The sequence below is a fragment of the Ornithinimicrobium cavernae genome (genome assembly GCF_003121625.1).
GTDB lineage: Bacteria > Actinomycetota > Actinomycetes > Actinomycetales > Dermatophilaceae > Ornithinicoccus > Ornithinicoccus cavernae.
In genome coordinates this window covers 239,898-265,773 of record NZ_QDDJ01000005.1, presented here as the reverse complement: position 1 = coordinate 265,773, position 25,876 = coordinate 239,898, and the positions used below count along the sequence as shown (strand labels likewise).

The 25,876-nt window shown below is 70.7% G+C and carries 24 protein-coding genes; 5 read left to right on the top strand and 19 right to left on the bottom strand.

Features of this window, described 5'->3' with window-relative positions:
* Nucleotides 1–14: 14 nt before the first annotated feature.
* The 4 genes from DA085_RS07450 to DA085_RS07435 form a co-directional block, all read right to left on the bottom strand.
* The gene (locus tag DA085_RS07450) at nt 15–2,387 is read right to left on the bottom strand and encodes a transketolase-like TK C-terminal-containing protein (RefSeq protein WP_109472310.1); all 2,373 of its coding nucleotides are present in this window, start codon (nt 2,385–2,387) and stop codon (nt 15–17) included.
* Nucleotides 2,388–2,463: 76 nt separating this feature from the next.
* On the bottom strand, nt 2,464–3,474 hold the full coding sequence (locus tag DA085_RS07445; protein WP_109472309.1) for a 1-aminocyclopropane-1-carboxylate deaminase: 1,011 nt from the start codon (nt 3,472–3,474) through the stop codon (nt 2,464–2,466).
* A 42-nt stretch (nt 3,475–3,516) separates the two neighbouring features.
* Nucleotides 3,517–4,947: an amidase gene (locus DA085_RS07440; protein WP_109472308.1), complete on the bottom strand. Its 1,431-nt coding sequence runs from the start codon at nt 4,945–4,947 to the stop codon at nt 3,517–3,519.
* On the bottom strand, nt 4,944–6,230 hold the full coding sequence (locus DA085_RS07435) for an Nramp family divalent metal transporter (protein ID WP_109472307.1): 1,287 nt from the start codon (nt 6,228–6,230) through the stop codon (nt 4,944–4,946). Before DA085_RS07435 ends, DA085_RS07440 begins: the two co-directional genes overlap by 4 nt.
* A 149-nt stretch (nt 6,231–6,379) precedes the next feature.
* On the opposite strand from DA085_RS07435, the gene DA085_RS07430 reads away from it, so the two are divergent.
* Both DA085_RS07430 and DA085_RS07425 read left to right on the top strand, forming a co-directional pair.
* Nucleotides 6,380–7,330: an Lrp/AsnC family transcriptional regulator gene (locus DA085_RS07430; protein ID WP_161958443.1), complete on the top strand. Its 951-nt coding sequence runs from the start codon at nt 6,380–6,382 to the stop codon at nt 7,328–7,330.
* A gap of 107 nt (nt 7,331–7,437) precedes the next feature.
* Nucleotides 7,438–7,887 (top strand): hypothetical protein, encoded by a 450-nt coding sequence (locus DA085_RS07425; protein ID WP_109472305.1) that lies wholly within the window; start codon nt 7,438–7,440, stop codon nt 7,885–7,887.
* Nucleotides 7,888–7,890: 3 nt separating this feature from the next.
* Here DA085_RS07425 and DA085_RS07420 read toward each other — a convergent pair whose 3' ends face one another.
* The 12 genes from DA085_RS07420 to DA085_RS07365 form a co-directional block, all read right to left on the bottom strand.
* Nucleotides 7,891–8,751, bottom strand: a complete 861-nt coding sequence (locus tag DA085_RS07420) for a GAF and ANTAR domain-containing protein (protein WP_109472304.1) — start codon at nt 8,749–8,751, stop codon at nt 7,891–7,893.
* A gap of 121 nt (nt 8,752–8,872) precedes the next feature.
* On the bottom strand, nt 8,873–9,853 hold the full coding sequence (locus DA085_RS07415) for a helix-turn-helix transcriptional regulator (protein WP_202619135.1): 981 nt from the start codon (nt 9,851–9,853) through the stop codon (nt 8,873–8,875).
* Nucleotides 9,854–9,881: 28 nt separating this feature from the next.
* Nucleotides 9,882–10,730, bottom strand: coding sequence for a fumarylacetoacetate hydrolase family protein (locus DA085_RS07410; RefSeq protein WP_109472303.1), 849 nt, complete (start codon nt 10,728–10,730; stop codon nt 9,882–9,884).
* Between the two features lie 86 nt (nt 10,731–10,816).
* Nucleotides 10,817–11,590 (bottom strand): SDR family oxidoreductase, encoded by a 774-nt coding sequence (locus DA085_RS07405; RefSeq protein ID WP_109472302.1) that lies wholly within the window; start codon nt 11,588–11,590, stop codon nt 10,817–10,819.
* Nucleotides 11,587–12,561, bottom strand: a complete 975-nt coding sequence (locus DA085_RS07400; protein ID WP_109472301.1) for a dihydrodipicolinate synthase family protein — start codon at nt 12,559–12,561, stop codon at nt 11,587–11,589. The genes DA085_RS07405 and DA085_RS07400 overlap by 4 nt, the downstream gene beginning before the upstream one ends.
* Nucleotides 12,558–13,814 carry an L-2-hydroxyglutarate oxidase gene (gene lhgO, locus DA085_RS07395; protein WP_109472300.1) on the bottom strand — a complete coding sequence of 419 codons (1,257 nt, stop codon included), beginning with the start codon at nt 13,812–13,814 and terminating at the stop codon, nt 12,558–12,560. The genes DA085_RS07400 and lhgO overlap by 4 nt, the downstream gene beginning before the upstream one ends.
* Before the next feature lie 88 nt (nt 13,815–13,902).
* The gene (locus DA085_RS07390) at nt 13,903–15,579 is read right to left on the bottom strand and encodes a tripartite tricarboxylate transporter permease (RefSeq protein ID WP_109472299.1); all 1,677 of its coding nucleotides are present in this window, start codon (nt 15,577–15,579) and stop codon (nt 13,903–13,905) included.
* 29 nt (nt 15,580–15,608) lie between these two features.
* Entirely contained in the window at nt 15,609–16,160 is a 552-nt protein-coding gene (locus DA085_RS07385) for a tripartite tricarboxylate transporter TctB family protein (protein ID WP_109472298.1), read from the bottom strand.
* 5 nt (nt 16,161–16,165) lie between these two features.
* A complete protein-coding gene (locus DA085_RS07380; protein WP_109472297.1) occupies nt 16,166–17,143 on the bottom strand; it encodes a Bug family tripartite tricarboxylate transporter substrate binding protein in 978 nt (325 codons plus the stop codon).
* A gap of 69 nt (nt 17,144–17,212) precedes the next feature.
* On the bottom strand, nt 17,213–17,680 hold the full coding sequence (locus DA085_RS07375; protein WP_154402126.1) for a PaaI family thioesterase: 468 nt from the start codon (nt 17,678–17,680) through the stop codon (nt 17,213–17,215).
* Nucleotides 17,681–17,688: 8 nt separating this feature from the next.
* Complete coding sequence (locus DA085_RS07370; protein WP_109472295.1) at nt 17,689–18,486, bottom strand: enoyl-CoA hydratase-related protein; 798 nt, start codon at nt 18,484–18,486, stop codon at nt 17,689–17,691.
* Nucleotides 18,483–19,739 carry a CaiB/BaiF CoA transferase family protein gene (locus tag DA085_RS07365; RefSeq protein ID WP_109472294.1) on the bottom strand — a complete coding sequence of 419 codons (1,257 nt, stop codon included), beginning with the start codon at nt 19,737–19,739 and terminating at the stop codon, nt 18,483–18,485. Before DA085_RS07365 ends, DA085_RS07370 begins: the two co-directional genes overlap by 4 nt.
* A 130-nt stretch (nt 19,740–19,869) precedes the next feature.
* On the opposite strand from DA085_RS07365, the gene DA085_RS07360 reads away from it, so the two are divergent.
* Nucleotides 19,870–20,709, top strand: coding sequence for an IclR family transcriptional regulator (locus tag DA085_RS07360; protein WP_109472293.1), 840 nt, complete (start codon nt 19,870–19,872; stop codon nt 20,707–20,709).
* On the opposite strand, the gene DA085_RS07355 is transcribed toward DA085_RS07360, so the two are convergent.
* Complete coding sequence (locus DA085_RS07355) at nt 20,696–21,946, bottom strand: MFS transporter (protein WP_109472292.1); 1,251 nt, start codon at nt 21,944–21,946, stop codon at nt 20,696–20,698. The genes DA085_RS07360 and DA085_RS07355 overlap by 14 nt on opposite strands.
* A gap of 46 nt (nt 21,947–21,992) precedes the next feature.
* Here DA085_RS07355 and DA085_RS07350 point away from each other — a divergent pair, with 46 nt between their 5' ends.
* Entirely contained in the window at nt 21,993–22,826 is an 834-nt protein-coding gene (locus tag DA085_RS07350) for an IclR family transcriptional regulator (protein WP_161958442.1), read from the top strand.
* Between the two features lie 8 nt (nt 22,827–22,834).
* Complete coding sequence (locus tag DA085_RS07345; RefSeq protein ID WP_109472290.1) at nt 22,835–23,935, top strand: mandelate racemase/muconate lactonizing enzyme family protein; 1,101 nt, start codon at nt 22,835–22,837, stop codon at nt 23,933–23,935.
* 38 nt (nt 23,936–23,973) lie between these two features.
* Here the strand turns inward: DA085_RS07345 and DA085_RS07340 are convergent, their stop codons facing one another.
* Nucleotides 23,974–25,341: a dihydrolipoyl dehydrogenase family protein gene (locus tag DA085_RS07340; RefSeq protein ID WP_202619134.1), complete on the bottom strand. Its 1,368-nt coding sequence runs from the start codon at nt 25,339–25,341 to the stop codon at nt 23,974–23,976.
* Nucleotides 25,342–25,380: 39 nt separating this feature from the next.
* A complete protein-coding gene (locus DA085_RS07335) occupies nt 25,381–25,875 on the bottom strand; it encodes a pyridoxamine 5'-phosphate oxidase family protein (protein ID WP_109472289.1) in 495 nt (164 codons plus the stop codon).
* Between the last annotated feature and the right edge of the window lies 1 nt (nt 25,876).

Sequence of the window (25,876 nt, the reverse complement as noted above, 5' to 3'; positions counted from 1 at the left end):
CGGCAGGCCGCGCCTCAGGTGGTCAGGTCCAGGGCGCTGCGCACGATCGCGTCGGCATCGAGGCCGTGCAGGGCGTGCACCTCGTCGAGGTCGCCGGACTGGCCGAACTCGGTGACGCCCAGGCTGTGGGTGGGCACCTGGTTGACCGTGCCCAGGAAGGTGAGCGTGTGCGGATGGCCGTCCAGCACCGTCACCAGCGGGGTGGCCCGGTCGGCGGGCAGCAGCTGGTCCAGGATCCACGGCTGCGCGTAGGGCGTCGCGGCCGGACGCCCCCGCCGGGCCTGCAGCGCCTGGTAGAGCAGCCCCGGGCTGGTCACCACCAGCACGTCGGCAGGGATCCCGAGCTGCTCCAACCGGTCTGCGGCCTGGATCGCGTTGGGCACCACCGCGCCCATGGCGGCGAGGGTCACGGCCGGCTCCGCGGTGCGGCGCAGCCGGTAGCCACCGGCGACGACCTGGGCCCGGCGCCGCTCCCGCGCAGCCGGGTCCGTCGGCACGTCGGCCAGGGTCTGGTCCACCGGCCGCGTCGACAGGCGCAGGTAGGCCGACACCCCGTCCGGGCGGCCCAGGCGCCCCAGCGAGGCGAGCAGGACCCACTCGGTGTCCTGGGCGAAGGCCGGTTCGTAGGTCACCAGCCCCGGCTGCTCCAGCCCCACCGACGGTGTGGTGATCGACTGGTGCGCCCCACCCTCCGGGGCCAAGGTGACCCCGGACGGGGTCCCGACCAGGATCGACTGGCCGCCGGCATAGATCCCGTAGGTCCACGGTTCCAGGGCCCGGTGCACGAACGGGTCGTACAGCACACCGATCGGCAGCAGCGGCTGGCCCCACCGCGACCAGGTGGCGCCCAGCTCGCCGATCAGCGAGACCAGGTTGACCTCGGCGATGCCGAGCTCGATGTGCTGGCCCGAGCGGGACTCGCGCCAGTGCAGCAGTGTCTCGGGGTCGTCGGCGAACCAGTCGCGGTTCTCCTCCGCTGCCCCCGTCCAGAGCCCCACCTTGTTGAGCCAACCGGCCAGGTTGGTGCTGGAGGACACGTCGGGGCTGACCGAGACGACCCGCCGGGCCGCCTCGGGGGCCTGCCGGGTCAGGTCCAGCAGCGCGCGGCCCAGTGACGCCTGGGTGGTGGCGGTCCCCTTCGGCGTGCGACCGAAGTCGGTGGGCACCGCGACCTCGGTGTGGCGTGTGACCGTCTCCCGGGCCAGCGCCCTGCCGCGCTCCAGCGCCCAGGCACCGGCTGGTGAGGCGGGGTCCAGCGGCGCCCACGGGTCCGCGAGGTCGGCACCGAGCCGGCCCGCCAGGTCCGCCATCTGCTCCCCGGTCAGCAGCGAGGAGTGGTTCTGCGGGTGCCCCTCGCTGGAGAGCCGGTTGCCCTTGACCGTGTAGGCCAGGATCACCGTCGGACGGTGGTCGTCGATCTGCGCGAACGCTGCGTCCAGCGAGGGCAGCGAGTGCCCGCCCAGGTCCCGGAAGGCCGCCGCCAGGTCCTCGTCGGACAGCCCGGCGATCGCCTGGCGCACCCCGTCGGCCGCCGTCCCGTCACCGGGCAGGTGCTCGCGCAGCTCGGCCGGGGCGCGCCGCAGCATCCGCTGGTACTCCGGGTTCGGCATCGACTCCATCCGCTGTCGCAGCGCCTGCCCGCCGGGCCCCTCGAAGAGCTCGCTGATCCGGGCGCCCCACCGCAGCGTGATCACCTGCCAGCCCGCCGCCGCGAACAGCTGCTCGAACCGGCTCGTCTGGATCCGTGGGGCCACCCGGTCCAGGGACTGCCGGTTCATGTCCACCACCCACACGACCTCACCCAGCGTGGCGACCTGCGGGTCGAGGACCGCCTCCCACACCGCGCCCTCGTCCAGCTCGGCATCACCGAGGAGGGAGTACTGCCGACCCAGGACCGTCCGGTCGGCCGGCTCCTCGGCCAGCCCCGCGACATACCGCCTGGAGATCGCGCCCCAGATGGGGGCGGTCGCCCCGATGCCGACGGACCCGGTCGAGTAGTCCACCGGGTCGGGGTCCTTGGACCGCGACGGGTAGGACTGCAGCCCGCCCAGGGCGCGCAGCGTGGGCAGGTAGTCCGCGTCCAGCTGACCCGTCACGTAGTTCAGGGCGTGCAGCACGGGCGAGGCGTGCGGCTTGACCGAGACCCGGTCCTGCGGGCGCAGGTGCCGCATCCAGAGGTCCGTCATGACCGTGACCATCGAGGCGCACGACGCCTGGTGACCGCCCACCTTCAGGCCGGAGGTGTTGGGGCGCACCCGGTTCGCGTGGTCGATGATCGCTGTGGACAGCCACAGCACCCGGTCCTCCACCTGGCGGAGGGTCGCGTCATCAGCCGGCGGGGACGCGTCCGCGGCCGCGACACCACCCTGGGGCGAGAGCTGGGTCATCGTTCGTATCCCTTCTGGACGACATCCGACAGGAGCACGCTAGCCCCTCAGCACAGCGAGGCCGGAGCCCGGAGAGCTATCCGGTGAACAGCGCGCTGTAGGCGTTGACAGCGGGCTGTCCGCCGAGGTGGGCGTACAGGACGTTGGAGTCCTTGGGGATCTCGCTGCTGCTCACCAGGTCGATGAGCCCGGCCATCGACTTGCCCTCGTAGACGGGGTCGATGATGACCCCCTCGAGGCGGCCCGTGAGCCGCATCGCCTCCAGCGTGGACTCGACCGGGATCCCGTAGTAGTCACCGGCCCAGCCCTCCAGCACGGTGATCTCGTCGTCGCGCAGCTCCCGGTCCAGACCGATGAGCTCAGCGGTGTTGCGGGCGATGCGCTCCACCTGCTCCCGGGTCTCCGTGATCCTGGCGGAGGCGTCAATGCCGATGACCCGGCGCGGCCGGTCCTGGCCGGCGAAGCCAGCGATCATCCCGGCGTGGGTGGACCCGGTCACCGAGCACACCACGATGGTGTCGAAGAACACCCCGAGCTCCTGCTCCTGCACCGCCACCTCGTCGGCCCAGTTGGCGAACCCGAGCCCGCCGAGCTTGTGGTCCGAGGCGCCGGCGGGGATCCCGTAGGGCACGCCGCCCGCCTCTCGCACGTCCTCCAGGGCACGGCGCCAGGAGTCCTTGAAGCCGACGCCGAAGCCGGACGGGTCCAGCCGGACGTCGGCGCCCATGATGCGGGACAGCTGGATGTTGCCCACGCGGTCGTTGACGACGTCGGGCCAGTCGACCCACTTCTCCTGCACCAGCACGGCCTTCAGCCCGAGCCGGGCCGCGACGGCAGCGACCTGCCGGGTGTGGTTCGACTGGTAGCCGCCGATGGACACGAGGGTGTCGGCGCCCTGGGCCAGCACATCGGGGACGATGTACTCCAGCTTGCGGGTCTTGTTGCCGCCGAAGGCGAGGCCGCTGTTGCAGTCCTCGCGCTTGGCCCAGATCCGGGCACCGCCGAGGTGCTCGCTCAGGCGCTGCAACGGGTGGACGGGGCTGGGGCCAAAGGTCAACGGATACCGCGGGAAGTCCTGCAGGGCCATGAAATGTCCTCCTAGATGGTGGGTCGCGTGGTGCTGGGTTGGTCAGGGAGATGCGCTGAGGGCACCGAGGTGGGGACGGAGCCCGCTCAGGTCGACGGCCTGTTCCACGGCGTGACCGAGCTGGAGCACCGAGAAGTCGGAGCGCGGCCTGCCGATCACCTGGAGGCCCACCGGCAGACCGTCGGAGGTGGTTGCTGCCGGCACCGAGAGGGCCGGGCAGCCGGTCACCGTGATGAGGTACGACGAGCGCATCCACTCCAGGTAGTTGCGCATCGGCACGCCGTCGACCTCGTCCGGGTACAGGACCTCGACGGGGAACGGGGGCACCTGGCTCACGGTGGTCACCAGGAAGTCGTACTTCTCGAAGAACCGCTGCACCCGGTGGTAGACGGTCGTGCGCAGCTGCTCCGCCCGCCCGACCTCTGGCCCGGTGAGGCGCCGCCCCTCCTCGATGTTCCAGATCGCATCGGGCTTCAGCTGGTCCCGGTGCTCGTCGAGGAGCCTGCCGTAGGCCACCTCGAACTGCAGGGCGCGCAGCACCAGGAACACCTCATCCGCCTCGGTGAGGACCGGGCACGCGTCCTCGACGTGGCAGCCCAGGTCGGTGAGGGTGGTCCGCAGTGGCGCGAGGGCCTCACGCACCCGCGCATCGAGCGGCACCTGGCCCCCGAGGTCGGGGGCCCACGCGATCCGGACGCCGGACATGCTCTTCTCCAGCGGTGCCGTGAAGTCCGCGCCGGGGATGCCGAGGAACTGGGGGCTCAGGTCGTCCGGGCCGGCGACCACCGACAGCATCAGCGCGAGATCCTCGATCGTCCGGGCCATCGGGCCCTTGACGGAGATCTGGCCCCAGCCGAACGTCTCGGGCCAGGAGGGCACCAGGCCCGGGGTCGGCCGCAGCCCGACGACGTTGCAGAACGAGGCCGGGTTGCGCAGGGACCCGCCGGTGTCGCTGCCGTCGGCGATCGGGACCATCCGGGCTGCCAGTGCCGCGGCACTCCCACCGCTGCTGCCCCCGGCGCTGAGGCCGAGGTCATAGGGGTTGCGGGTCGGACCGAAGACCGGGTTGGTGGTGTGCGACCCGAGACCGAGCTCCGGGACGTTGGTCTTGCCGATCGCGATGGCGCCGGCCGCCCGCTCCCTGGCGACCATCAGGTGATCCTGGTCGGGGACGTGGGAGGCGAACAGCGGCGACCCGTAGGTCGTGCGGACCCCGGCGGTCGGCAGCGTGTCCTTGTGCGCGATGGGCAGTCCGTGGAGCGGGCCCACCTCAGCACCCGCGGCCAGCTGCTCGTCGGCGTGCCGCGCGGCCTGCTGAGCGCTGTCCTCCGTGAGGGTCACCACCGCATTGACCAGCGGGTTGACCTCGTCGATACGCGCGAGGTGTGCCTCGAGGACCTCCCGGGCCGAGACCTCCTTGACCCGCAGCAGACGGGTCAGCTCGACCGCTGTCTTGTCGACGAGCTCGCTCAACTCAGGACCTCCATCAGCTGCAGGACGGCGAGCAGCCCGAAGAGGACCAGCGCCGTGACCAGGACGATGTTGGACAGGGGACCGTTGCGCAGGTCCTTGGCGACGTGCGTGCCGTTGAGCAGCCACAGCAGCGCGGCAGCCAGCAGCGGCAGGAAGAGGGCGCCCGTGGCGGCATACAGGAGCACGAGCTGGACGGGTGCGCCCATCGCGCTCACCACGATCGTCGCGAGCATCATGAAGAGCACGGAGCCCCGGAACACGGGAGACCGGGTGGACACGTGCCGTGCCGCCTCGGCCTCCGGGATGCCTCGCAGAACGCGGATGCCGTCAGCGGCCAGGTAGGCGATGCCGTTGAAGCCGGCCACGATCGAGCTGAAGACGATGAAGAAGAAGACGATCAGGAAGACCACCCGGGCAAAGCCACCGGCCATGGCGGCCACCGGTCCCGCCAGGTTGGCCAGGCCCTCGGTGCCGGCGAGACTCTCACCGGTCGCATAGAGCAGTCCCGTGCCGATGACGGCCATCGCGACGGCGAACCCGAAGATCAGGATGTAGCACAGCGCCGTGTCGCGGCGGACGGTGCCCAGGAACTCCCGGCCGGTCCACCCCTTCTCCTGGATCCAGTAGCCGTAGAACCCCAGACCGACGCCACCGCCGACGCCGCCGATGAGCGCCAGGACGGCGAACACGGATCCTTCCGGCAGCGAGACCGTCGCCGTGGAGGCCACGATCCCCGGCGAGTCCATGTTCTGCAGCGTCAGGACCGCGAGCAGCCCCATGCCGACGACCAGGATCGCGGACATCGCGATCATCATGGTCTCGAAGCGAGAGTAGCGGTTGACGATGACCAGCACCCCGGAGACCAACCCGATCACGATCGTCGTGGGGAGCGCCGGCAGGACGGGTGCCATCGCGGTCACCGCCAGCGCCGCCACCGAGCTCAGCCCCGCGCCATACAGCAGGGCCACCACCAGGACGACGACGAGGAAGAGCGAGGGGAGCCATCGCCCGGCCCGGCCCAGGTTGCCCATCAGGGAGCGGTCACTGCCGAGCTGCAGACGACCGACCGCCTCGGTCAGGGTGTACTTGACGAGCACCCCGACGAGGACCGCCCAGAGCAGACCCATGCCGAACTTCTCGGCACCGTTGAGCGAGGTCACCATGTCGCCGGCGCCCACCGAGCCGATCGCCAGGGTCAGCCCCGGACCGTAGCGCGAGATCCTGTCCCGGAGAGTGCTGGCAGGGGCGGCCGTCGTGGCTCGGGCGGAGTCGAGGGTCGTCATGGGAGTCCTCCTGGGGGTGCGGCATCGTCGGCGCTCAGATGCCACTGACCGTAGAGATTTGCTTCGACACGGTCAACAGTTCTGCCCATATGACAGAATCGGCCATATTGGCGTCTGATTCTGCAGTTGGCGGAGAGGTTGGTGGCCGAATGCTCGACGAACTGGATCATCAGATCGTGGCCGCGCTCCAGGTGGATGGCAGGGCACCCTGGGTCCGCATCGCCCGGGCGCTGGGAGAGCAGGAACGGACCGTGTCGCGCCGCGGGAGGCGGCTCCTGTCCACGGGCGAGGTGCAGGTCACCGGGATGACCCTCCCTGCGGCCGGGGCCGTGGTGGGGATCCACTGTGAGCCGGGACGGATCCGCGTCACGGGTCGGGCCCTCGCGGGGCGCGCCGACACCATCTACAGCCACGCCCTCACCGGTCATCTCGATGTGGTGGCGCACGCCAGCTGCCCTCCCGAGCGCATCGAGCGCCTGGTCCTGGACGAGCTGCCGGCAGTCCCCGGCGTCCGGGAGGCCTTCGTCTGGCCGGTGCTGCGTTACGTCCGGACAGTCCACCAGTGGCGCCCCGGCCTTCTCAGCCCGGACGCGGAGGCCCTGCTGCTGGAGGACTCCTGCCAGCCCGACGAGCTCCACATCGGCAGCCTGGACGACCTCGACCGGACGGAGCGCACCATCGTCGAGGCCCTGCAGCAGGATGCGCGTCGGAGCTATGAGGAGCTGGCGCGGCTGACCGGCCTGTCCGAGGCGACCCTGCGGCGCCGACTCGACCGGATGCGACGCTCCGGCCGACTGCTGATCCGCGCCGTGGTCGACCCTGTGGCGCTGGGCTATCCGGCCAAGGCCTTCCTCTGGGTCAGGACGAAGCCGGCCGACGTCCAGACCGTCGCGGACTCCCTGGAGCGCGCGCCCTTCGTCCGGTATGCCACCCGCATCGCCGGCGACCACCAGTTCGTCGTCGAGGTGGCTGCCGCGACGATGGAGGAGCTGGACTCGATCACGACCGGCACGGGGTGGTCCACGGCACTCACGGGCGTGGACGTCTCCGTCATCACGACCACCTTCAAACGCAGTGGCCTGGAGCCGGCCACCTCCTAGCCGCGCGGAGCCGAGGGCGCCCAGAACTTCTAAAACAGATAACCGTTGACGATAGACACTGGGAGGTCTAACGTAGAAAACATCAACCTTTAGAAAGGAGCCCGGTCATGGCCACCTCACACGCACCCCACCCGGCCGCTCACAACTCCGCCCACCACCTGTTCCCGGACGGCTCCGCCACCGGCGCGGACCGTGCCTTCTTCCTGCTGCGCACGGTCTTCGTCGTCGCCCCGATCGCCTTCGGCCTGGACAAGTTCTTCGGCCTGCTGACCGACTGGGACGCCTACCTGGCCCCGTGGATCGACAACCTCGTGCCCGGCACCGCGCACCAGGCGATGCTGCTGGTCGGCGTCGTCGAGATCGTTGCTGGTCTCGTCGTCGCCATCACGCCACGGTTCGGCGGGCTGCTGGTCGCGGCCTGGCTCGCTGGCATCATCGTCAACCTCCTGACGATGGGTGACTACCTCGACGTCGCCCTGCGTGACTTCGGGCTCCTGGTCGGCGCACTGGCCCTCGCGGCACTGGCGTGGGACCGCCCCCGCCGGCACACGTCCTGAGGTCTACCGCCGGGCGGGGAAGGCGGTCGCCGGGGTCACCGTGACCACGGTGCGGGAGCCACCGTCCTTCACCGGACCGTCCGGAGGCTCCACCGAGGCGGGCGCGGTGAGGTTCGCGCCTTCACCGCGCGGCTCACGTGGGGAGTCCGCGACAGCGGACTCCTCCCCCGGTCCGACGCCCGCCGCCGTGCCGCCCAGGGCCACGGGGTCTGCCTGCTGCACGATCGCGAGCGCAACGTCGCGGAGCTTGGTGTTGGTCTCGTTCGATCGTCTGCGCAGCACCTCGAAGGCCCGGTCGAGGGAGATGCCGTACCGCTGCATGAGGATCCCCTGCGCGACTCCGATCGTCAGCCTGCTCTGCAGCGCGGTCCGTAGCCCGACGGAGTGGTAGGCCTGCTGGACGGCGACTCCGGAGAGTCGGGCATAGACCGCGGCCAGGTCGATGGAGGCCTGGCCGAAGGCCCGGACCCGTCGCGAGTACATGCTGAGCGTGGCGGTCCGGCCGTCCACGGGGAGCAGGAGCGTCAGGGACGAGCCGATCTCAGCCTCGCGGGTCTCCCGCACCCACCGTGGCCAGCGGGTCTCGGTGGCCAGGTCCGGGATCCTGATGATCTCGTGGTCCCAGGACACCTCGAGCCCCGGTCCCTCACCGAGCACCACCTGCCGGTGGTCCAGCTCCCGCGCCACGGGGTCGGTCGCGGTCGCGTGCTCGATGTCACGGTCCCGCCAGAGGGAGACGGCACAGAACTCGCACCCGGGCACGTTGGCCAGCGCCTGCTCCACGACCTGCTCGAGGGTGTAGCCGAGTTCCGGCTCAGCGCTCAGCAGCTCGACGAGTCGGGCCAGTTCCTCTCCCTGCACCATGCCTCTTCCTGGACCTCGATCACCTTGTCGAGCAAGTCTGCGTCACCCGCGAGCGCCCGACCAGTCCCCAGAACGCACACCCGTACCGACGGGAGCGCAAGGGCCCACTGCGGCCCAGCGGTCACGCGCGCAGCGTCTCGCTCGGCAGGACGCCGTAGACCCTGCGGTAGTGCGCTGTGAACCGGCTGCTGTTGAGGAAGCCCCAGCGGGCGGCGACGGAGGTGACCGTCGTGGTGCCGTCGGGCACGGACTGGGCGAGCTCGGCGTGCACGCGATCCAGACGCACCCGCCGCAGGTGCGCCATCGGCGTCGTGTTCAGGTCCTTGCGGAAGGCCAGCTGCAGCGTGCGGACCGAGACGCTGGCGGCGCGCGCGATGTCCGTCACCCCCAGGTCGAGATCGGGGTTGGACTCCATGTAGTCGATGGCACGCCTGGTCGTCGCGGTGGAGACGTCACCGGTCGTGGCGCCCGAGGGGTTGACCGCAGCAGGGTCGAACACGGCGAGCAGTGTGGCCGCGAGGAGTCGCCCCGCCGCGCCGAGGACGAGCGGGCTGCGGGATGCCTCGTCGTCGCGCTCGGCCAGCTCCGTCACGAAGTCCACCGTGCGCTGCCAGCTGAGGGCGGCACCGGGCGACAGGGGCGTCCTGACGAACCGGCTGACCCGGACGGACGCGGGCTCGTCCTCCCCCTCGGTCAGTGCGTCGAGCAGAGCCAGGTCGACCCCGATGAGCTGCAGGCTGGCCCCGTGGACGCAGGTCCGGTACGGCTGGTCCGGCGGCGCGATGAGGATGACGTCACCGACCCCGACGCGCTGGTGCGAGCGGCCGACCTCGACATCCATCGTCCTGCTGAGCGTCCGGGACACCACGAGGCGCTCGAGCGGATGCATCGTGTACTTCGTGGTCATCGTGTTGTGCAGCATGTCGAGCTGCACGGGCCCCAGGTCGACCCGCCGCTGACTGAACCGGAAGTCCTGTGGGCTCCCGCTGACCCGCAGCCGGTTGTCGGAGTAGGCCTTGGCGATCAGGGCGTGCGCCCGCTGCGGGTCGGTCGTCCTGAACTCCGTCAGGACCGGGCCGTGCATCCGGGTCGCCGTGGTCACCCCCGAAGTGTCGCACCGTCGTGCCCTGTCAGCCAGCAACCACAGGGTTGCGGAGCACCCCGAGCCCAGGAATCTGGCACTCGACCACGTCGCCGGGACTCACGTGGATCGCTCCCGGGGTCCCTGGCGAGATGATGTCGCCCGGCTGGAGAGGCATCACCTTGCTGTGGAAGCTGATCAGGGAGGCCGGTGAGTAGCGCATCCGTTCCACGGTGTTGCTGCGGATCTGGTCACCGTTGACGACGGTCGAGACCTGGATCCTCGGGACGCCGCCGGCGTGCGCTGCCACCTCCTCGAGGGGCACGATGCGCGGTCCGAAGGAGAAGAAGCCGGGAAAGTTCTTGGACCGGGTCAGGAAGCGCGGATTCCGCTGCAGGATGTCCTCGGCCGTCTGGTCCAGCACGTTCACCACGCCGAGGACGTAGTCGAGAGCCTCCTCGGGCTCGACGTTGCGACAGTGCCGTCCGATCACCAGGCCCATCTCGGCCTCGCTCGTGGTCCGCTGGCTCTGCACCGGGATCGGGATCGGGTCGCCGGGGCCGATGATGGTGTGGTCCAGCTTGATGAAGGAGGCCGGCTCCTCCGGGACGCTCTCCGACAGGTCGCTGGCGTGGTCGACATAGTTCAACCCGATGCCCCAGATCATCCGCGGGTGCCGGTAGGGCGCCGTGAACTGCACCGCGTCCACCGGGCGGAAGGCGCTGTCGGGGGCAGCGGCAGCACGCTCCGTGAGCTCGGTGATCCGTTCTGCACGGATCGCCTCCAGCAGCTCCGTCGGCACGTCGTTCCCGAGCGCGGCAAAGGCGATGACCCCGCGGTCGGGATCCACCAGGACGGGTGTCTCGGCGGACTGCTCGGTGATGGTGGCCAGGTGCATGTGAACTCCTCGGATCGGTCGGTATGCCGCTCGCCGCGGTCGGCGGGTCAGTTCCCTGCTCGGTGGGTCGCCTCGTCGTGTCCGGGTCAGCGGGCACGGACCATGCCGCCGTCGACCCGGATCTCCTCGCCGGTCACGAACGAGGCACGGTCGCTGGCCAGAAAGGCAACGACGGCGGCGAACTCCTCCGGCTCGCCGTAGCGTCCGACGGGGATGCTCGCCTGTGACGTCGCCCGGACCTCGGCCACGGTGCGCCCCGTCCTGCCCGCGGCGGCCTCGTCGAGGGCGGCCAGCCGCTTCGTGGCGATGCGACCGGGCAGCACCATGTTGACCGTGACGCCGTCGCCGGCGACCTCGGCGGCCAGGGTCTTCAGGTATCCCGCGAGCGCCGCCCGCCCCACGTTGGACGCGGCGAGGTTGGGGATCGGCTGCTGGACACCGCTGGAGCCGATCGCCACGATCCGTCCCCAGCCACGCTCGCGCATGCCGGGGAGGATCCGCTGGACGAGATCGACGTGGGTGCGCAGCAGGAGGTCGAACGCCGTGAGGGCCCCCTCTGCCGTGAGGTCGGTGGCCGTGCCCGGCGGGGGCCCGCCACCGTTGAGCACGAGGATCTCCACCGGGCCGAGAGCCCGCTCAGCGGCGTCGGCGATCGCTGCCGCCGCCCCTGCCTGGCTCAGGTCGGCCACGATCGGGGCACCGGAGGCCAGCTCGGCGGCTCTGGCCCCGGTCCGGTCAGCGTCGCGACCCACGACGGCCACCCGAGCTCCTTCCTCGTCCAGTGCCTGCGCCACCGCACTGCCCAGCCCGGAGGTGGCACCCAGCACGACGGCCGCCCGCTCCTCGAGGCCCAGTCTCATGGTGTCACCTCCACGGTCGGGACCCCTGTCCGGCGTGCTGCCGCACCCGGTGCCAGCAGCTCCATCGCGCTCGCGGCGTGCCGGTCCACGAGGTCACTCATCGCGGCCGGCAGGCCTGGCGCGGGTGGCCGCACGGTGGCCTGGCCCAGGACACCCCGTCGCTGCAGGAGCGCCTTGCGCAGGGCGAGACTGATCCCTGCCTGTGCCTCGAACACAGCGATCGGCAGCCAGCGCGCCCAGGCCTGCCGGGCCGCCCCGAAGCCACCCTTGTTGAAGGCGTCCAGGGTCGCGCGCAGCCCTTCGGGGTGGCTGAAACCGGTCATCGCGCCGGACGCTCCGACGCTCAGCTCGTCGACCAGTCCGACGCCACCCAGTCCCCCGAACACGGGGACCGCTCCGACGTCCGAGGACCCGGCCGCAGCCAACAGCTCGGCGATCGCCGGCGCGGTGGGAGCGGCCTCGGCCTTGATCGCACAGACGAACGGACAGCGCCGCACGACCTCCGCGAGACCGGAGGGGCTGATGCGCACGCCCGATGACGCCGGATAGTCCTGGAGCACGACGGGCAACCCGCTGGCCTCGTGGACCGCGGTCAGGTGCGCGACGGTGGCCATCGCCTCACCGGACGGGATCATCACCATCAGTGCCCGTGGCCCGGCGCGATCGCGCAGCGCGTGAACCACGTTGACCGCCTGCTCCACGGCGACGGCGGTGCTGCGGGCGCCGACGCCCACGACAACCGGCAGACCGTCGGCAGCCTCCGCCACCGTGCGGACCACTGCGCGATGCTCCTCCAGGCTCAGGGAGGTGGCCTCGCCGAACACACCCAGCGCCACGACACCGCTGGCGCCGGCCGCCCGGACGAAGTCCACCTGTCGCCTCATCGACCGGTGGTCGAGCGCACCGTCCGCGTCGAACGGCGTCGCCAGGATCGACCAGAGGTCCCCGGGGAGGGCCTCCCGCGGTGTCATGAGGCCACCTCCGGTTGCGCGCCCCGGACCCGGTCCACGAGATAGCTCGCGATCGCCAGGCTGGACGTGGCCGCAGGCGAGGGCGCGTTGCGCAGTGCCACGACGCTGCCCTGCAGGTCGATCCGGAAGTCGTCCACGAGGCTGCCGTCGCGGTCCATGGCCTGGGCACGGATCCCGTGTCGGCCCGGCAGCACGTCCCCCAGCATGAGATCCGGGACGTAGCGCTGGGCCGCGGCGACGAACCGACGCCGGCTCAACGAGCCGGCCATCTCCGCGACGCCGGTGCGCCAGTTCTTGCGGGCGAACGGCAGGAACCCCGGCCAGGACACGGTGTCGGCCAGGTCCCTCGGGGACACCGTGCCCCAGGTGTAGCCCTCCCGGGCGAGCGCCAGCACCGCGTTGGGACCCACCAGCACCTCGCCGTCGACCTGCGGGGTGAGGTGCACCCCGAGGAAGGGATAGCGCGGATCAGGCACCGGGTAGACGAGCCCGTTGACCAGGGAGCGCTTCTCGGGACGGATCCGGAGGTACTCCCCCCGGAACGGCATGATGCGCGGCTCGTCGGAGGCACCGAGCTGGCGGGCGAGCCGGTCCACGTGCAACCCGGCGCAGAGGACGACCGTGTCGAACCGCTCGACCTCCTCCTCCGGACCGGCACCGCGGCCTGGCCGACCGGCGTTTGTGCTCCTGGTGGTCACCGACACCCCGCTCGCCGTGTTGCGCAGTCCGACCACCTCGGTGCTCGTGCGGACCCGCCCGCCCCGCTGCACAACCAGCTCGGCCAGCTTGCGGGTCACGCCGGGAAAGTCCGCGATCGCCGTCGTCGGTGAGTGCAACCCTGCCACGCCCCGCACGTGGGGCTCGATCTCCGTGAGCTCGTCCGGTCCCAGGCGTCGCACGCCAGGGACACCGTTGGCGTGCGCCCGGCTCTCGATGTCACCCAGCCGCCCGGCCTCGGTCTCATCGAGGGCGACCAGCACCTTGCCGATCTCCCGGTAGGCGATGTCGTGTTCCGCGCAGAAGTCCTTGAGCATCCCGACCCCCTGGCGGCACAGCTGTGCCTTGAGTGAGCCAGGGGTGTAGTAGATCCCCGCGTGGACCACCCCGCTGTTCCGTCCGGTCTGGTGCTGGGCCAGCTCGGACTCCTTCTCCAGCACGGTGACCGAGGCGTCCGGTTCGGTCTCCAGCAGTCGGTGGGCGACGGCGGCACCCACGATGCCACCACCCACCACGGCATAGCGCGGGGCAGTCATGCGGTCCTCTCGAGATTCCAGATGGTGTCGGTGTCAGGCTCATGTTCCCCGAACGCCGACACCGGGGCACCTGACACGGGTCGGGCGGTCACGCGGTGCCTCCCGGGCCGGCGTGGCCAGCTGGGTCCTTCTCGTGCTCGGCGGAGCCGTGTCCCTCGCGCCGGTCCTCACCCGCTGCGACGTCCGCGTCCGGCCCGGTCACCGTGTTCTTTCGTTCCTGCCGCTCACGGTAGCGGCGGGCACGTCCGAGGTCCCGCACCTGCGCGTCCACAATGCGCCGGATCCACGGGCCCAGGAGGGGGATGAGGAGCAGGAGCGCCATCAGCACCAGCAGCCACACGGACGTCGAGCGCTGCAGGAAGATCGTCATGTCGCCGCCGGAGATCACCATGGTCTGTCGCAGCGTCTCCTCAGCCAGCGGCCCGAGGACCAGGGCGATCACGAGCGCCGCCGGCGACATGCCGTAGCGCCGCATGAAGAAGCCGAGGACGCCGCACGCGAGCATGATCCCGACCTCGATGATGCTGCCGTTGACCGTGAAGGTGCCCATGACGCACAGCACGATGATGATCGGTGCCAGCAGCCGGAACGGGACCCGCGCGATGCTGGCGAAGCTCGGGATCATGAAGATGTTGATGAGCAGCAGCATCACGTTGCCCAGGTACATGCTGGCGATGAGCCCCCAGGCAAAGTCCGGGTTCTGCTCCATCAGCAGCGGACCGGGCTGCAGGCCCCACATCAGGAAACCGGCCAGGAGCACCGCGGTCGCCCCGGAGCCCGGGATACCGAGCGTCAGCAGCGGCACCATCGCACCCGCCGAGGCGCCGTTGTTGGCCGCCTCGGGACCGGCCAGACCTGCCATGGCACCCTTGCCGAACTTCTCCGGGGTCTTGGAGACGGACTTCTCCATGTTGTAGGACATGAGCGAGGCCACGGTCGCTCCGGCACCGGGCGCCGTCCCGACGAAGAAGCCCAGGAGGGACCCGCGGGTGATGGCGCCCCTCGAGTCCCGGTAGTCCTGCCGGGTCGGCCAGAACGCCCGATCGCGCACGGTGACCTTGGCGTAGGCGATCGACTCCTTGTGCCCACCGCGCCAGAGGGTGTACAGGATCTCGCCGACGCCGAAGAGACCGATGGCCACGGGGACGAAGTCGATGCCGTTGATCAGTTCGGTGGACCCGAAGGTGTAGCGCTGCTGACCGACCCCCACGTCGATACCCACCGTGGCGAGCGCGAAGCCCAGGAGCGCAGACAGGACCCCGAGCAGCTTGTTCCTGCCGATGATCACGATCAGGGTGAGCAGCCCGGCCACGACCACCAGGAACAGCTCGGGAGGACCGAACGTCTTGGCCACGGAGGCGGTCATCGGCGCGAAGAAGCTGATGAGGACCGCACCGACCGTGCCCGCCACGAACGAGGCGATCGCCGCCATGACCAGTGCCGGGCCGGCCCGACCCTGGCGGGCCAGCGGATAGCCGTCGAAGGTGCTCGCGACGGTGGCCGACTCGCCAGGGGTGTTGATGAGGACCGAGGTGATCGTGCCGCCATACATCGAGCCGTAGTAGACAGCGGCCAGCATGACGATCGCTCCGGACGGGTCCAGTCCGAAGGTGAGCGGGAGCAGGATGGCCAGCCCGGCCGACGGGCCCAGCCCAGGCATCACGCCGACGATCATGCCGACGGTGACACCGGCCGCCAGGAGGAAGAGGTTCTGCAGCGTCAGGACGGTGGCGATGCCACCGCCGAGGGCCTCGAAGATTTCCATACCACTCTTTCAGTCGGGTGCCGCGGGGGTCAGAAGCGCGGCAGGATGCCTGAGGGGAGCCCGGCGTTCAACGCGGTCTGGAACAGCAGGTACAGACCGAACGGGACCGCGACGGCGAGGACCAGGTTGGTGACCCAGCGCCCCGGGTTGAGATAGCTGAGCACCGCGAGCATGAACACGGCGGAGGCCACGATGGCGCCGAGCGAGAGCAGGGTGACCAGCAGGACGAGCGAGGCGAGCACCATGACGAGCATCGCCATGGGGTGTCTGCCGAGGTCACCCTCACCCATCTCCTCCTCGACGACGTCGGACTCGTCACCGGGGTGGCGCCAGCTGTGCCACGCCCCGAACGCGGCCAACAGGGTGGCGGCGACCCCGATGATGCGGGGGAAGTACCCCGGGCCGATCCGACCAGCCTTGGTCACCCAGTCCATCTGGAAGGCCAGCTGTGTGTAGGCGGCCATGACGACGAGCAGGACCACGAAGAAGACCAGCTTGGCCGACCACCCGTGCCGGTTGGCGGTCGGCGGCGACGGCTCCTCCGGAGGGGCCACCTCTGGGCGGTGATCGACGGAGGCCATCGGCGTCACAGTGCCCCGGCCTCGGTCAGGATCTCGGTGAAGTCGTTGACCGTCGTCCCGAGGGACTCATAGAACTCGTCGCCCCAGAGGATCTTCTCGGTGAGGTAGTTGGACTCGATGTACTCCTGCCACTCCGGTGTCTCGACGACCTCCTTCATGGTCTTGATCCACCAGTCCTGGGCCTCCTGCGGAGCGTCCGGGGGCAGGATCATGCCGCGTGGCATCGCGGGCAGGTTCTCGATGCCCTTGTCCACACCGGTCGGCACGTCGGGGAGCGCAGGGAGCGCCTCGGCACCGGTGAACAGCAGCGGCGTGACCTCCTTGGCCTCGATCTGTCCGAGGATCGAGCCCGTGTTGGACACCATCCCGTCCAGGGAGCCCGACAGCAGTGCCGTCTGGAGCTGCCCCTCCTCGTTGAAGGGGACGTACTCGATCTCGTAGCCGGCGGCCTCGGCCAGCAGTTCGTGGATGATGAAGTCGACATTGATCGTGCCGATGCCGCCGACCACCACGCTCTCCTCGCCGGAGGCGAACTCGACCCAGTCCTCCCAGGTCTTGATGTCGCTGCTGCCCGGCACCACGAACAGCGCGTCGTCGGTCGCGAACAGGCCGACCGGCGTGAAGTCCTCATAGGTCCAGCCGGTGTCGGCCTGGAGCGGCGTGGTGATGAACGAGCCGGAGGTGGTGGAGATGCCGTAGCCGCTGCCGCGCTGGTTGAGCAGATAGCCCCACCCCGTGGCGCCGCTGCCACCCTCGCGGTTCTCCAGCCGGATGTCCTCCGGATAGAGCTCGTACTGGTTGATGATGTCCACCATCGTGCGGGCCATGATGTCGTTGCCGCCTCCGGGGCCGAAGGCGATCGTCCAGTCCAGCTCGTCCGAGGGGTACTCCCCCGCCTCACCGCCGCCGCCGTCGCCTCCGCAGGCGGCCAGGGTGATCGTGAGCGTCACTGCACCGATTCCGGCGATGATCCTGTTGCGCATCGACTCTTCTCCTATCCCGGCTTCGTTGCCGGTCGGTTGTGGCCTGCGAGGCCGCAGACTCAGGGGGTGCTACGAACTGCGTGGCGCCAGGGCGTCGAGCCTGTGCCAGGTCCCGACCCCGAAGGCGACCAGGTCGCCCGCCGTGTCGGTCATCCGGGACTCGACGTGCACGAGCCGCCGGCCCGCCCGGATGAATCGACCGGTCGCGAGGCAGTCGGTCGTCACCGGGCGGAAGAATCTGAGCTGCATCTCGACGGTGACCGACGCCGACAGGTGGCGCTGGCAGAGGTGGCCCATCGAGATGTCTATGGCCGTGGTCAGGATGCCGCCGTGCACCGCGCCCTGCGGGTTCGTGAGGTGTCGGGCGTAGGGCAGCCGGACCGTGCACGTGCGGTCCTCGTCGTCGAAGGCGATGTCCAGCCCCAGGAACCGTGACAGGAAGAAGTCGCCGAACTCCTGGGTCCCGGACCCGGCGGCGGACGTTGCCGCGGCCACCGCCTCCGGGAAAGCGGTCCGGCTGGGCAGTGACCCGCTCATCGACGCGGTCACGACCAGGTGAAGTGCGGTGGGCGCTTGGCCAGGAAGGAACGCACGCCCTCGGCGAAGTCGTCCGTGTCGAACGAGGAGTTGCGCAGCTCGGTCGTCGCCTCGTCGTCCCGGGCCTGGCCCCCCACCACCCGACGGACCATCTCCTTGCCCGCCCGCACGCTGAACTGGGCCCGCTCCGTGAGAGTCCTGGCGAACTCGTAGGTGTGCGTCTCCAGCTCCTCGGGGTCGAGCACCTCGTCGAACAGACCGAGTTCCACGGCCCGCGCAGCCTGGATCTGCAGACCGCCCATCAGGATCCACTTCGCCCGGGAGGGCCCGGCCAGGTCGACGACCCGCTTGGTGGACTCCAGGCTGTAGACGAGCCCGAGCTTGGCCGGGGTGATGGCGAACCTGGCCCGGGAGTCGGCAAACCGGATGTCGCACGCCAGGGCGAGGCCCGCACCGCCACCGATGCAGTAGCCGTGGATCATCGCGATGGTCGGCTTCGTCAGCCCTTCCAGGGCCTGCTCCGCGGCCGCGACCTTCTCGTTGTAGTTCCGGGCCGCGGTGGCACTGCCGCGCTCCCGCTCGAACTCCGAGATGTCTGCACCGGACGCGAACGACTTCTCGCCCGCTCCGCGAAGCACCACGACCTTCACCGAGCTGTCTGCCTCCAACGGACCCAGCACGTCCGGCAGCGACCGGTACATGTTGATCGTGATGGCGTTGTGGCTCTGGGGGCGGTTGAGGGTGACCGTCGCGATGGCACCCTCCCGCTCGACGACCAGCTCCTGCTGGGCAACCTCGGCGGTCATCGACGCGCCCCCTCGGCCGACGCGGTCGTTGCCACCTCGGCGTCGTCGTGCAGATCCGGGTGGGCATCGAAGGCGACGCCCCGGGCATACAGCTCCTGGATCCGCGCCCGGTCCAGCCCGACCTCTGACAGCAGCTCGGTCGTGTGCTGGCCGAGCCACGGCGCCGGGTTCCGCACGCCGTAGTCCGGCAGGTTGGAGAACTTCGTGGGCGGCGCGATCGTCCGCATGGTCCCCATGATCGGGTGCTCCACCTCGGTCACGACACCACGCGCCTCAACCTGGGGGTCCGCAAGGGCCTGGTCGTAGGTCAGGACCGGACCACACGGCACGCCGGCCCGGTCGATCACCTCGATCCACTCCTCGGTGGTGCGGGTCTCCGTGATCAGCTCGATCTCCCGCTCCAGCTCGTCGAGGTTCGCCATCCGGTCCGGAAGGGTCGCGAAGCGCGGGTCCTCGAGCCACTCGGGCCGCTCCAGCGCGCCGGTCACCAGCCGCTCCCACAGCCGGTCGTTGGCGGCGCCCACCGTCACGAAGCCGTCCGAGGTGCGGAACGCCTGGTAGGGCGAGGAGCGGCGGTGCCGCGTGCCGGTCGCCTGCGGCACCTCGCCGCCACCGAACCAGGCACCGGACTCCCAGACCGTCCAGGCCAGACCGGCCTCGACCAGGGAGATGTCCATGTACTGCCCCTCGCCCGTCCGGCTGCGCAGGATCTGGGCCCCGAGGATCGAGTAGGCCGCGGTCGCGCCCGCGGCGATGTCGTTGATCGCGATGCCGACCTTGGCCGGTCGGGACCCGTCACCGGTCATCCGCATCAGACCGGTCAGACCCTGCGCCATGATGTCGAACCCCGGGCGGTGCCGGTACGGACCGGTCTGGCCGAACCCGCTGATCGAGCAGTAGAGGATGTCGGGTCGCACCGCACGTGCCGCGTCGTAGTCGATCCCGAGCTTGGTCGCCACGCCGGGCCGGAAGTTCTCGATGATCGCGTCCGCGGTCTTGGTCAGCTCCAGGAAGGCGTCGAGGCCCTCGGGCGTCTTGAGGTCGAGGGACACGCTCCGCTTGCTCCGGTTCGGCATCGCCGAGGGGTAGGACTCCCCGTTGACCTTCGGCGCGAGGCGCCGGGAGTCATCACCGGTGTGGGGCTGCTCGATCTTGATCACATCGGCACCCAACTCGGCCAGGACCATCGTGCAGTAGGGACCGGACAGGAATCGGGTGAGGTCGAGGACTCGGAAGCCATCTAGTGGAAGCATGGGGGCCTTTCCCGCATCTTGGGACACGTATTTCGCATCTCGGAACTTCTGAGGGCTTACAGTAGGCGCCATCACCCAGAGGGTCAAGGGGTGCGACGAGACTTTTCACCGGCGGCTTCGGAGGACGCGGATGAACGGACAGCGACACACCAAGGTGCAGTCGATCGACCGTGCTGTGCAGATCCTGCGGTGCTTCGATGCCGCCAACCCGGAGCTCGGCATCAGCGACCTGGCACGCCGCACCGGGCTCTCCACCAGCACCGTGCACCGTCTGCTCGGCTCCATGCTGGAGAACGACCTGATCCGCCAGTCGTTGGATCGCCGGTATGCGCTGGGCCCCCTGGTCGTGCAGCTCGCGACCGGAGGGGCACTGGCCGGCACCCTGCGCTCGGCCGCTCGCCCGCACGCCCAGTGGCTGCGCGACGAGACGAACGAGACCGTCGGGGTGCACGAGCACATCCCCGGCGGTCGGCGCGTCGTGATCGACCAGGTGGAGAGCCGCCAGGAGCTGCGCCGGACCTACACCGAGTTCGGGTCGCCCATCCGGATCGTGCACGGCGCCCCGGGGAAGGCGATTCTCGCCTTCCTGCCTGGTCCGGAGCAGGAGCGCTACCTGGCCGAGCCCATCGAGTCGGCGACGCCGCGCACCATCACGGACCCCGATGCCCTTCGCGCGGATCTCGCCCGGACACGGGGCCGCGGATTCGCCTACTCCGACGCGGAGCGCACCCCCGGCATCCGCTCCCTGGCCGCTCCGATCTTTGACGTCAGTGGCTCGGTGCTCGGGTCCATCGGGGTGTCGGTGCCTGCCCTGCGCGTGCCCGACGAGCGGGTCGAGGAGCTGGGCCTCCTGTGCCGGGACGCCGCCCGGTCCGTCTCGGAGGCGCTCGGTGCGACGGGCGAGACGATCGCGCAGGCCCTCGCACGTGCGGAGGCCCCTGACGCCACCGGCGGGCCTAACGGGCGGTGAGACCGGCTCGGAGCCTGGTTGTCCGGTTGGCGTGCTCGGAGTAGCGCGGCACCCACCGCGCCAGCGCCGCAGCGGCACCCACCCCGAGGGCAGCGGTGACCCAGATGCCGGCAGCCAACGAGCCCAGCGCGGCTCCTGCCGCGATCACCAGCGGTCCCGCGCCGTCCCCGGTGTCCTGGAACAGCCGCCAGACCCCCAGGAAGGCGGCCCGCTCCCCCGGCGGAGCGACGTCTGCCCCCACGGTCATGATCAGGCCGGACCCGATCCCGTTGCCGAGCCCCATGAGGGCGGCGACCAGCGCGAGGGTCGGGATGGTGTGCGCCAGGGGCAGCAGGGTCATCGAGATCGCCAGAACCACCATCGAGGGGATCCCGATCCAGAGCCGCCCGAAGTGGTCCATGACCTTGCCGGCCGGATAGAACAGCAGCATGTCCAGTGCCCCGGACAGCCCGAAGATCAGGGAGATCACCTCCGGGTCCAGGCCCAGGTGCTCACCCCACAGCGGCAGGACCGTCTGCCGGGCGCCGCGCACCGCGCCCACCAGGAACGTCGTCAGGCCGAGCGTGACGAAGAGCCGGCGGTGACGAGCCATCACACCGAGCAGCGTCACGGGCGGGCCGGGGCGGTCACCTCGAGTGGTGCGCAGATGAGCCGGATCCCGGACCACCAGGACCGCCACGGCGGCCAGGGCTGCGCAGCCGGCCGCGAGCCAGTACGCCGGACGGATCGAGGCGCCTGCCACGACCAGGGCTCCCAGGAAGGGGCCGATGAAGTAGCCGATCCGGTGCATGCCTCCGAGCGTGGACAGGACCCTGGCCCTCTTGTCGGCCGGCGTGATCTCCGTCAGGTAGGCGTGGCGGGCGAGGTTGAACACCGCCGTGGCGGCCCCCAGCACCAGCGCTCCGGCACCGAGCAGCCACAACTCGGTCGCCACGGCGACACAGGCGAGACCGACCATGCCGACCCCGGCGGCGAGCAGCATGGCGCCGCGGTCCCCGATGCGGGCCGCCAGAGCACCCGCCGGCAGGTCCGCGATGATCTTGCCGACCGGGATCAGCGCCGCGATCACCCCCGCGGTGGCAAGGCCCCCTCCCAGCCGCGTCGCCGACAACGGCAGGAGGGGAAGCACGACACCGATCGCGATCCCGAAGAGCACCGATGGCACGAACGCCCCCAGGACCACCGCCTGGAACGGGAAGGTCGGCCCGGTCGGGCTCGGGGAGCGGTCAGCCGACACCTGCGCCTCCTGGACTGTTCACATCATGAACGATACTGTTCAGGTAATGAACAGCACTTCACCACCTCCGGTCCAGTCCGTCAAGCGGGCGCTCGACGTGCTCTTCCTGTTCGATGACCACGAGTCCGTGCTGACGCCGGCCCGGGCCGCGACGCGTCTCGGGCTCAACCGCACCACCGCCTGGCGCTATCTCCAGACCCTGGCCTCCTCCGGTCTCGTGCGGGAGGCGGGCGAGACCGGCCGGTTCGCCCTCGGCGGGCGCACCGTCGCCCTGGCGGACGCGTACACCCGGCAGTGGGGCGAGTTCGGGACCGTGGGTGGGATCGCCCTCGTCGGGCTGCGGGACCGCACCGGGGAGACGGCGGCCCTGCACATCCGCCAGGGCTGGACCCGGGTCGTGCTGCGTCAGGTGGAGTCGCGGCACGAGCTGCACCGCACCTACCGGGACATCGGCCAGCCGATATCGCTGCTGCTCGGCTCCCCCTCGCTCGCGATCCTGAGCCATCTCGACCCCGGCGAGCGCACGGCATACCTCCAGGCACGCACCGATCTGGACGCCCGGGCGCGAGCGGCCGTCGAGTCCCAGCTGGCCGAGATCAGGACGCTGGGCTACGCCACGAGCGAGAGCCACCGGGCAGCCAACCTGGCCTCGATCGCGGCGCCGGTGCGTGATCCCGCAGGGGCGGTTCTGGGCGCCCTCAACATCACCGGGCCGGATCACCGCTTCACGCCGGAGGCCCGGAGGGAGTGGGTCCCCGAGGTGATCGCCTCGGCGCGCTGGGTCGAGCACGCGCTGCGGGAACATCCGGCGGAAGCGGACCCGGCCTCAACCGACGGAGCCGACTCGGCCCCGACCGCACCCACCTCACAGACCGACTGAGGAGTCACGTGTTTCGCCTCGAGACCCTGACGGCACGGGTGCACAGCGCTCCCGTCGTGCTCCCCCTGCTCGACCGGCCGGCAGGTCGTCGTCGCTTCGTCTCCTGCCAGCTCCGGACGGACGGTGGGATCTCCGGGTTCGGCGTCACGGGGCAGCTGTTGCCGACCGCCGTGAGGGCGGTCCTCGTGGACGAGCTGCTGCCCCTCGTGCGGGGCCGGGACGTCCGGGACGTGGAGGGCATCCACACGCTCATCGAGCAGAGGCTCAACCAGCGCCGCTTCACCGGGGTCGTCGCGAGCGCGGTCGCCGCCCTCGACATCGCGATGTGGGACGCCCACGGCCGCGGGGCGGGGCGGTCCGTGGCCGAGCTGCTCGGCGGACACGCAACCGGTGTCGCGACCTACGTGACCTTTGGCGCCTCCACCTACACCCAGGGCCAGCTGGTCGAGGCAGCCCAGCACGCGGTGGCAGCGGGTTATGACTGTCTCAAGATGGTGGTGGGCGGCCGCGCGGGCGGGTGGCGCGAGGACGCGACCCGGGTCCGAGCGGTGCGCGAGACGATCGGTCCGGACATCGCCCTGGCCATCGACGCGAACTGCGAGTTCTCGCCACTGGAGGCCCGACAGCTCAGCCGTGCACTGGCCGACGCCGACCTCGCGTGGTTCGAGGAGCCCCTGGCCGGCAACGACCCTGCACAGCTGGCCGACCTGCGGCACCGCACGGGGACCCCGGTGGCCACGGGACAGATGGAGGGCAACCTGTGGCGGTTCCGACAGTTCGTGGACGCCGGTGCCGTGGACATCCTGCAGGCCAACGTCGTGTACTCCTCGGGCTTCACCGAGGTCCGCCGGGTCGCAGCACTCGCGGCAGCGCACAACGTCACGCTCGCCTCGGCCGGCGGGTGGAGCCAGCTCAACATGCACCTCATCGCAGGTGTCCGCAACGGCGACACGGTCGAGATCCACCCGGGCCTGCAGGGCATCGGAGACAGCATCTTCCCCGACGCTCCCCAGCCGGAGCGCGGACGCCTGACCCTGCCCGACGGACCGGGTCTGGGCATGACTGTCGACGAGGACTACCTCGACGCGACGGCGGTGACCCCTGCGTAGGCCCAGCACGACGTCAGCGCAGCCGCCCGCGCGGACGATCAGGCCCGCGTGCTCAGCAACACCTCGTTGAGTGCCTCCGTGGAGGACGGGTGCGTCCAGATCCCGTCGCGGAGCTGGCTGCGGGTCGTGCCGGTGCGCATCGCGAGCGCGACCAGGTTGATCAGCTCCTGCGCGTCGACGGTGTGCAGGGCGGCACCCAGCACCTCGTCCGTCTCGGGGTCGACGACGAACTTGATCAGGCCGTGGGTCTCCCCCAGCGTCTTGGGCCGCGGCATCGCGGCGATGCCCGCCACCGGCTTGGCATAGACGTCGACCCGCCGTCCCTCCCGGGCGGCCTCCGCCTCGGAGAGCCCCACGCGGCCGAGGGGCGGCGTCGTGAAGACGGTCGTCGGCACGGCCACCCGGTCTGCGCGCGAGCGGTTCCCCTCACCGGTGAGCTGCGAGAGCACGATGCGGTGGTCGTCGTAGGAGACATAGGTCTGCTGCGGTCCCCCGTTGACGTCCCCGACCGCCCAGACACCCTCCGCGCTGGCGCGCAACAGGTCGTCCACGACCACCTCGCCGCGCTCTCCCACGGCGATCCCGGCAGCCGCGAGCCCGAGGCCGTCGGTGGCGGGCACCCGTCCCACGGCCACCAGCACCGCGTCGGCGGCCACGTCGCCGGCACCCGTGCGCACCACGACCTCGGAGCCGGTGTCGTCGATCGCTGTCGTCGCGGCGCGGGTCAGGACCCGGACCCCCAGGTCGGCGAGTGCCTCACCCACCGAGTCCGCCACGTCCTCGTCCTCGCCGCGCAGGATCCGTTCCCCGCGCTCGAGCAGCGTCACCTCGCTGCCGAACTGGGCGAACATGCTGGCGAACTCGAGCGCCACCGGGCCCGCCCCCACGATCGCCAGCCGCGCGGGGAACGGGTCGACGTGCTGGATGGTGGTCGAGTCGTGCACCCGCGGGCCGTCCGCGCCCGGCACGTCGAGAGCCCGCGGCAGGGCACCGGTATTGACCACGACACGGTCGGCGGTGATGTCGAGCTCCTCCGCACCGCCGACCACCCGGACCCTGCGCGGGGCCGTGAAGTGCGCAGCGGCGCCGACGACGAGCCGGACCCGGTCGACCGGTTCCAGTATCGCCCGGTTGGCGGCGTTGAGCCTGTCGATCAGGGTGTCCCGACGGTCGACCGCTCGGCGGAAGTATGCCGAGGCCTCGTCCTCCTCGCGCCGCACCTCGGCGCTGTGGACCAGGGCCTTGGTCGGCACGCACCCGATGTTGATGCAGGTGCCGCCAACCATGTCCGCGGCCTGCTCGACCAGGGTCACGCTCCGTCCGTCCCGTCCCAGGGCACCGGCGAGTGTCTTGCCCGCCTTGCCCCACCCGATGACCAGGATCTCGGTGTGCAACGTCTCCGTCATGGCGCCGACGCTACGCGCCCCGCGCGGGCTCTGCCCGGATCACTCCGCAGCCGTGCCGTAGCCGACGAACCAGGTCGGTTCGACGCGATACATCCTGATGTCGTCGCCCCAGGTCGTCGGGTCGGACCCGTAGTGCGCCGTCCAGTGCGCGATCGTCTCCTCCCAGCCCGGGTCCCGGGCGGTGAGCCGGACCGCCTGCCCGTGGCAGAAGACGCCGAGCCGCTCCCCGTCGAGGTGGGCCACGCTCACCGCGGGACGCGCCTGCAGGTGGCGCGCCTTGGCCGCGCGACCGTCGGTGCCGAAGGTCCACCGGCCGTGGAGGAAGTGCCCGTCCACGGCGCTGACCCGCGGCTCGCCGCGCGCCGTGACGGTCGCCAGGCTCAGCACCCTCATGCCCTCCAGCGCCCTGACCACGGTCGCGGCGTCCAGCCGCCGCTCCCCGCTGATGATCTCGCGGAGGTGGCTCGTGCCTGCCGCGTGCGAGGCGTCCATCAGGTCCTGCAGGGCGGCAAGCTCCTCGGGGGTCTCCCTCATG

Excerpts from the sequence above, each read along its gene's own strand:
- DA085_RS07375 (WP_154402126.1), bottom strand. The coding sequence starts at position 17,680 with ATGAGCGGGTCACTGCCCAGCCGGACCGCTTTCCCGGAGGCGGTGGCC.
- DA085_RS07390 (WP_109472299.1), bottom strand. The coding sequence starts at position 15,579 with ATGGAAATCTTCGAGGCCCTCGGCGGTGGCATCGCCACCGTCCTGACG.
- lhgO (WP_109472300.1), bottom strand. The coding sequence starts at position 13,814 with ATGACTGCCCCGCGCTATGCCGTGGTGGGTGGTGGCATCGTGGGTGCC.
- DA085_RS07365 (WP_109472294.1), bottom strand. The coding sequence starts at position 19,739 with ATGCTTCCACTAGATGGCTTCCGAGTCCTCGACCTCACCCGATTCCTG.
- DA085_RS07360 (WP_109472293.1), top strand. The coding sequence starts at position 19,870 with ATGAACGGACAGCGACACACCAAGGTGCAGTCGATCGACCGTGCTGTG.
- DA085_RS07435 (WP_109472307.1), bottom strand. The coding sequence starts at position 6,230 with ATGACGACCCTCGACTCCGCCCGAGCCACGACGGCCGCCCCTGCCAGC.
- DA085_RS07445 (WP_109472309.1), bottom strand. The coding sequence starts at position 3,474 with ATGGCCCTGCAGGACTTCCCGCGGTATCCGTTGACCTTTGGCCCCAGC.
- DA085_RS07385 (WP_109472298.1), bottom strand. The coding sequence starts at position 16,160 with ATGGCCTCCGTCGATCACCGCCCAGAGGTGGCCCCTCCGGAGGAGCCG.
- DA085_RS07335 (WP_109472289.1), bottom strand. The coding sequence starts at position 25,875 with ATGAGGGAGACCCCCGAGGAGCTTGCCGCCCTGCAGGACCTGATGGAC.
- DA085_RS07410 (WP_109472303.1), bottom strand. The coding sequence starts at position 10,730 with ATGCACCTGGCCACCATCACCGAGCAGTCCGCCGAGACACCCGTCCTG.
- DA085_RS07380 (WP_109472297.1), bottom strand. The coding sequence starts at position 17,143 with ATGCGCAACAGGATCATCGCCGGAATCGGTGCAGTGACGCTCACGATC.
- DA085_RS07350 (WP_161958442.1), top strand. The coding sequence starts at position 21,993 with ATGAACAGCACTTCACCACCTCCGGTCCAGTCCGTCAAGCGGGCGCTC.
- DA085_RS07420 (WP_109472304.1), bottom strand. The coding sequence starts at position 8,751 with ATGGTGCAGGGAGAGGAACTGGCCCGACTCGTCGAGCTGCTGAGCGCT.
- DA085_RS07340 (WP_202619134.1), bottom strand. The coding sequence starts at position 25,341 with ATGACGGAGACGTTGCACACCGAGATCCTGGTCATCGGGTGGGGCAAG.
- DA085_RS07430 (WP_161958443.1), top strand. The coding sequence starts at position 6,380 with ATGCTCGACGAACTGGATCATCAGATCGTGGCCGCGCTCCAGGTGGAT.
- DA085_RS07400 (WP_109472301.1), bottom strand. The coding sequence starts at position 12,561 with ATGACACCGCGGGAGGCCCTCCCCGGGGACCTCTGGTCGATCCTGGCG.
- DA085_RS07425 (WP_109472305.1), top strand. The coding sequence starts at position 7,438 with ATGGCCACCTCACACGCACCCCACCCGGCCGCTCACAACTCCGCCCAC.
- DA085_RS07405 (WP_109472302.1), bottom strand. The coding sequence starts at position 11,590 with ATGAGACTGGGCCTCGAGGAGCGGGCGGCCGTCGTGCTGGGTGCCACC.
- DA085_RS07370 (WP_109472295.1), bottom strand. The coding sequence starts at position 18,486 with ATGACCGCCGAGGTTGCCCAGCAGGAGCTGGTCGTCGAGCGGGAGGGT.
- DA085_RS07450 (WP_109472310.1), bottom strand. The coding sequence starts at position 2,387 with ATGACCCAGCTCTCGCCCCAGGGTGGTGTCGCGGCCGCGGACGCGTCC.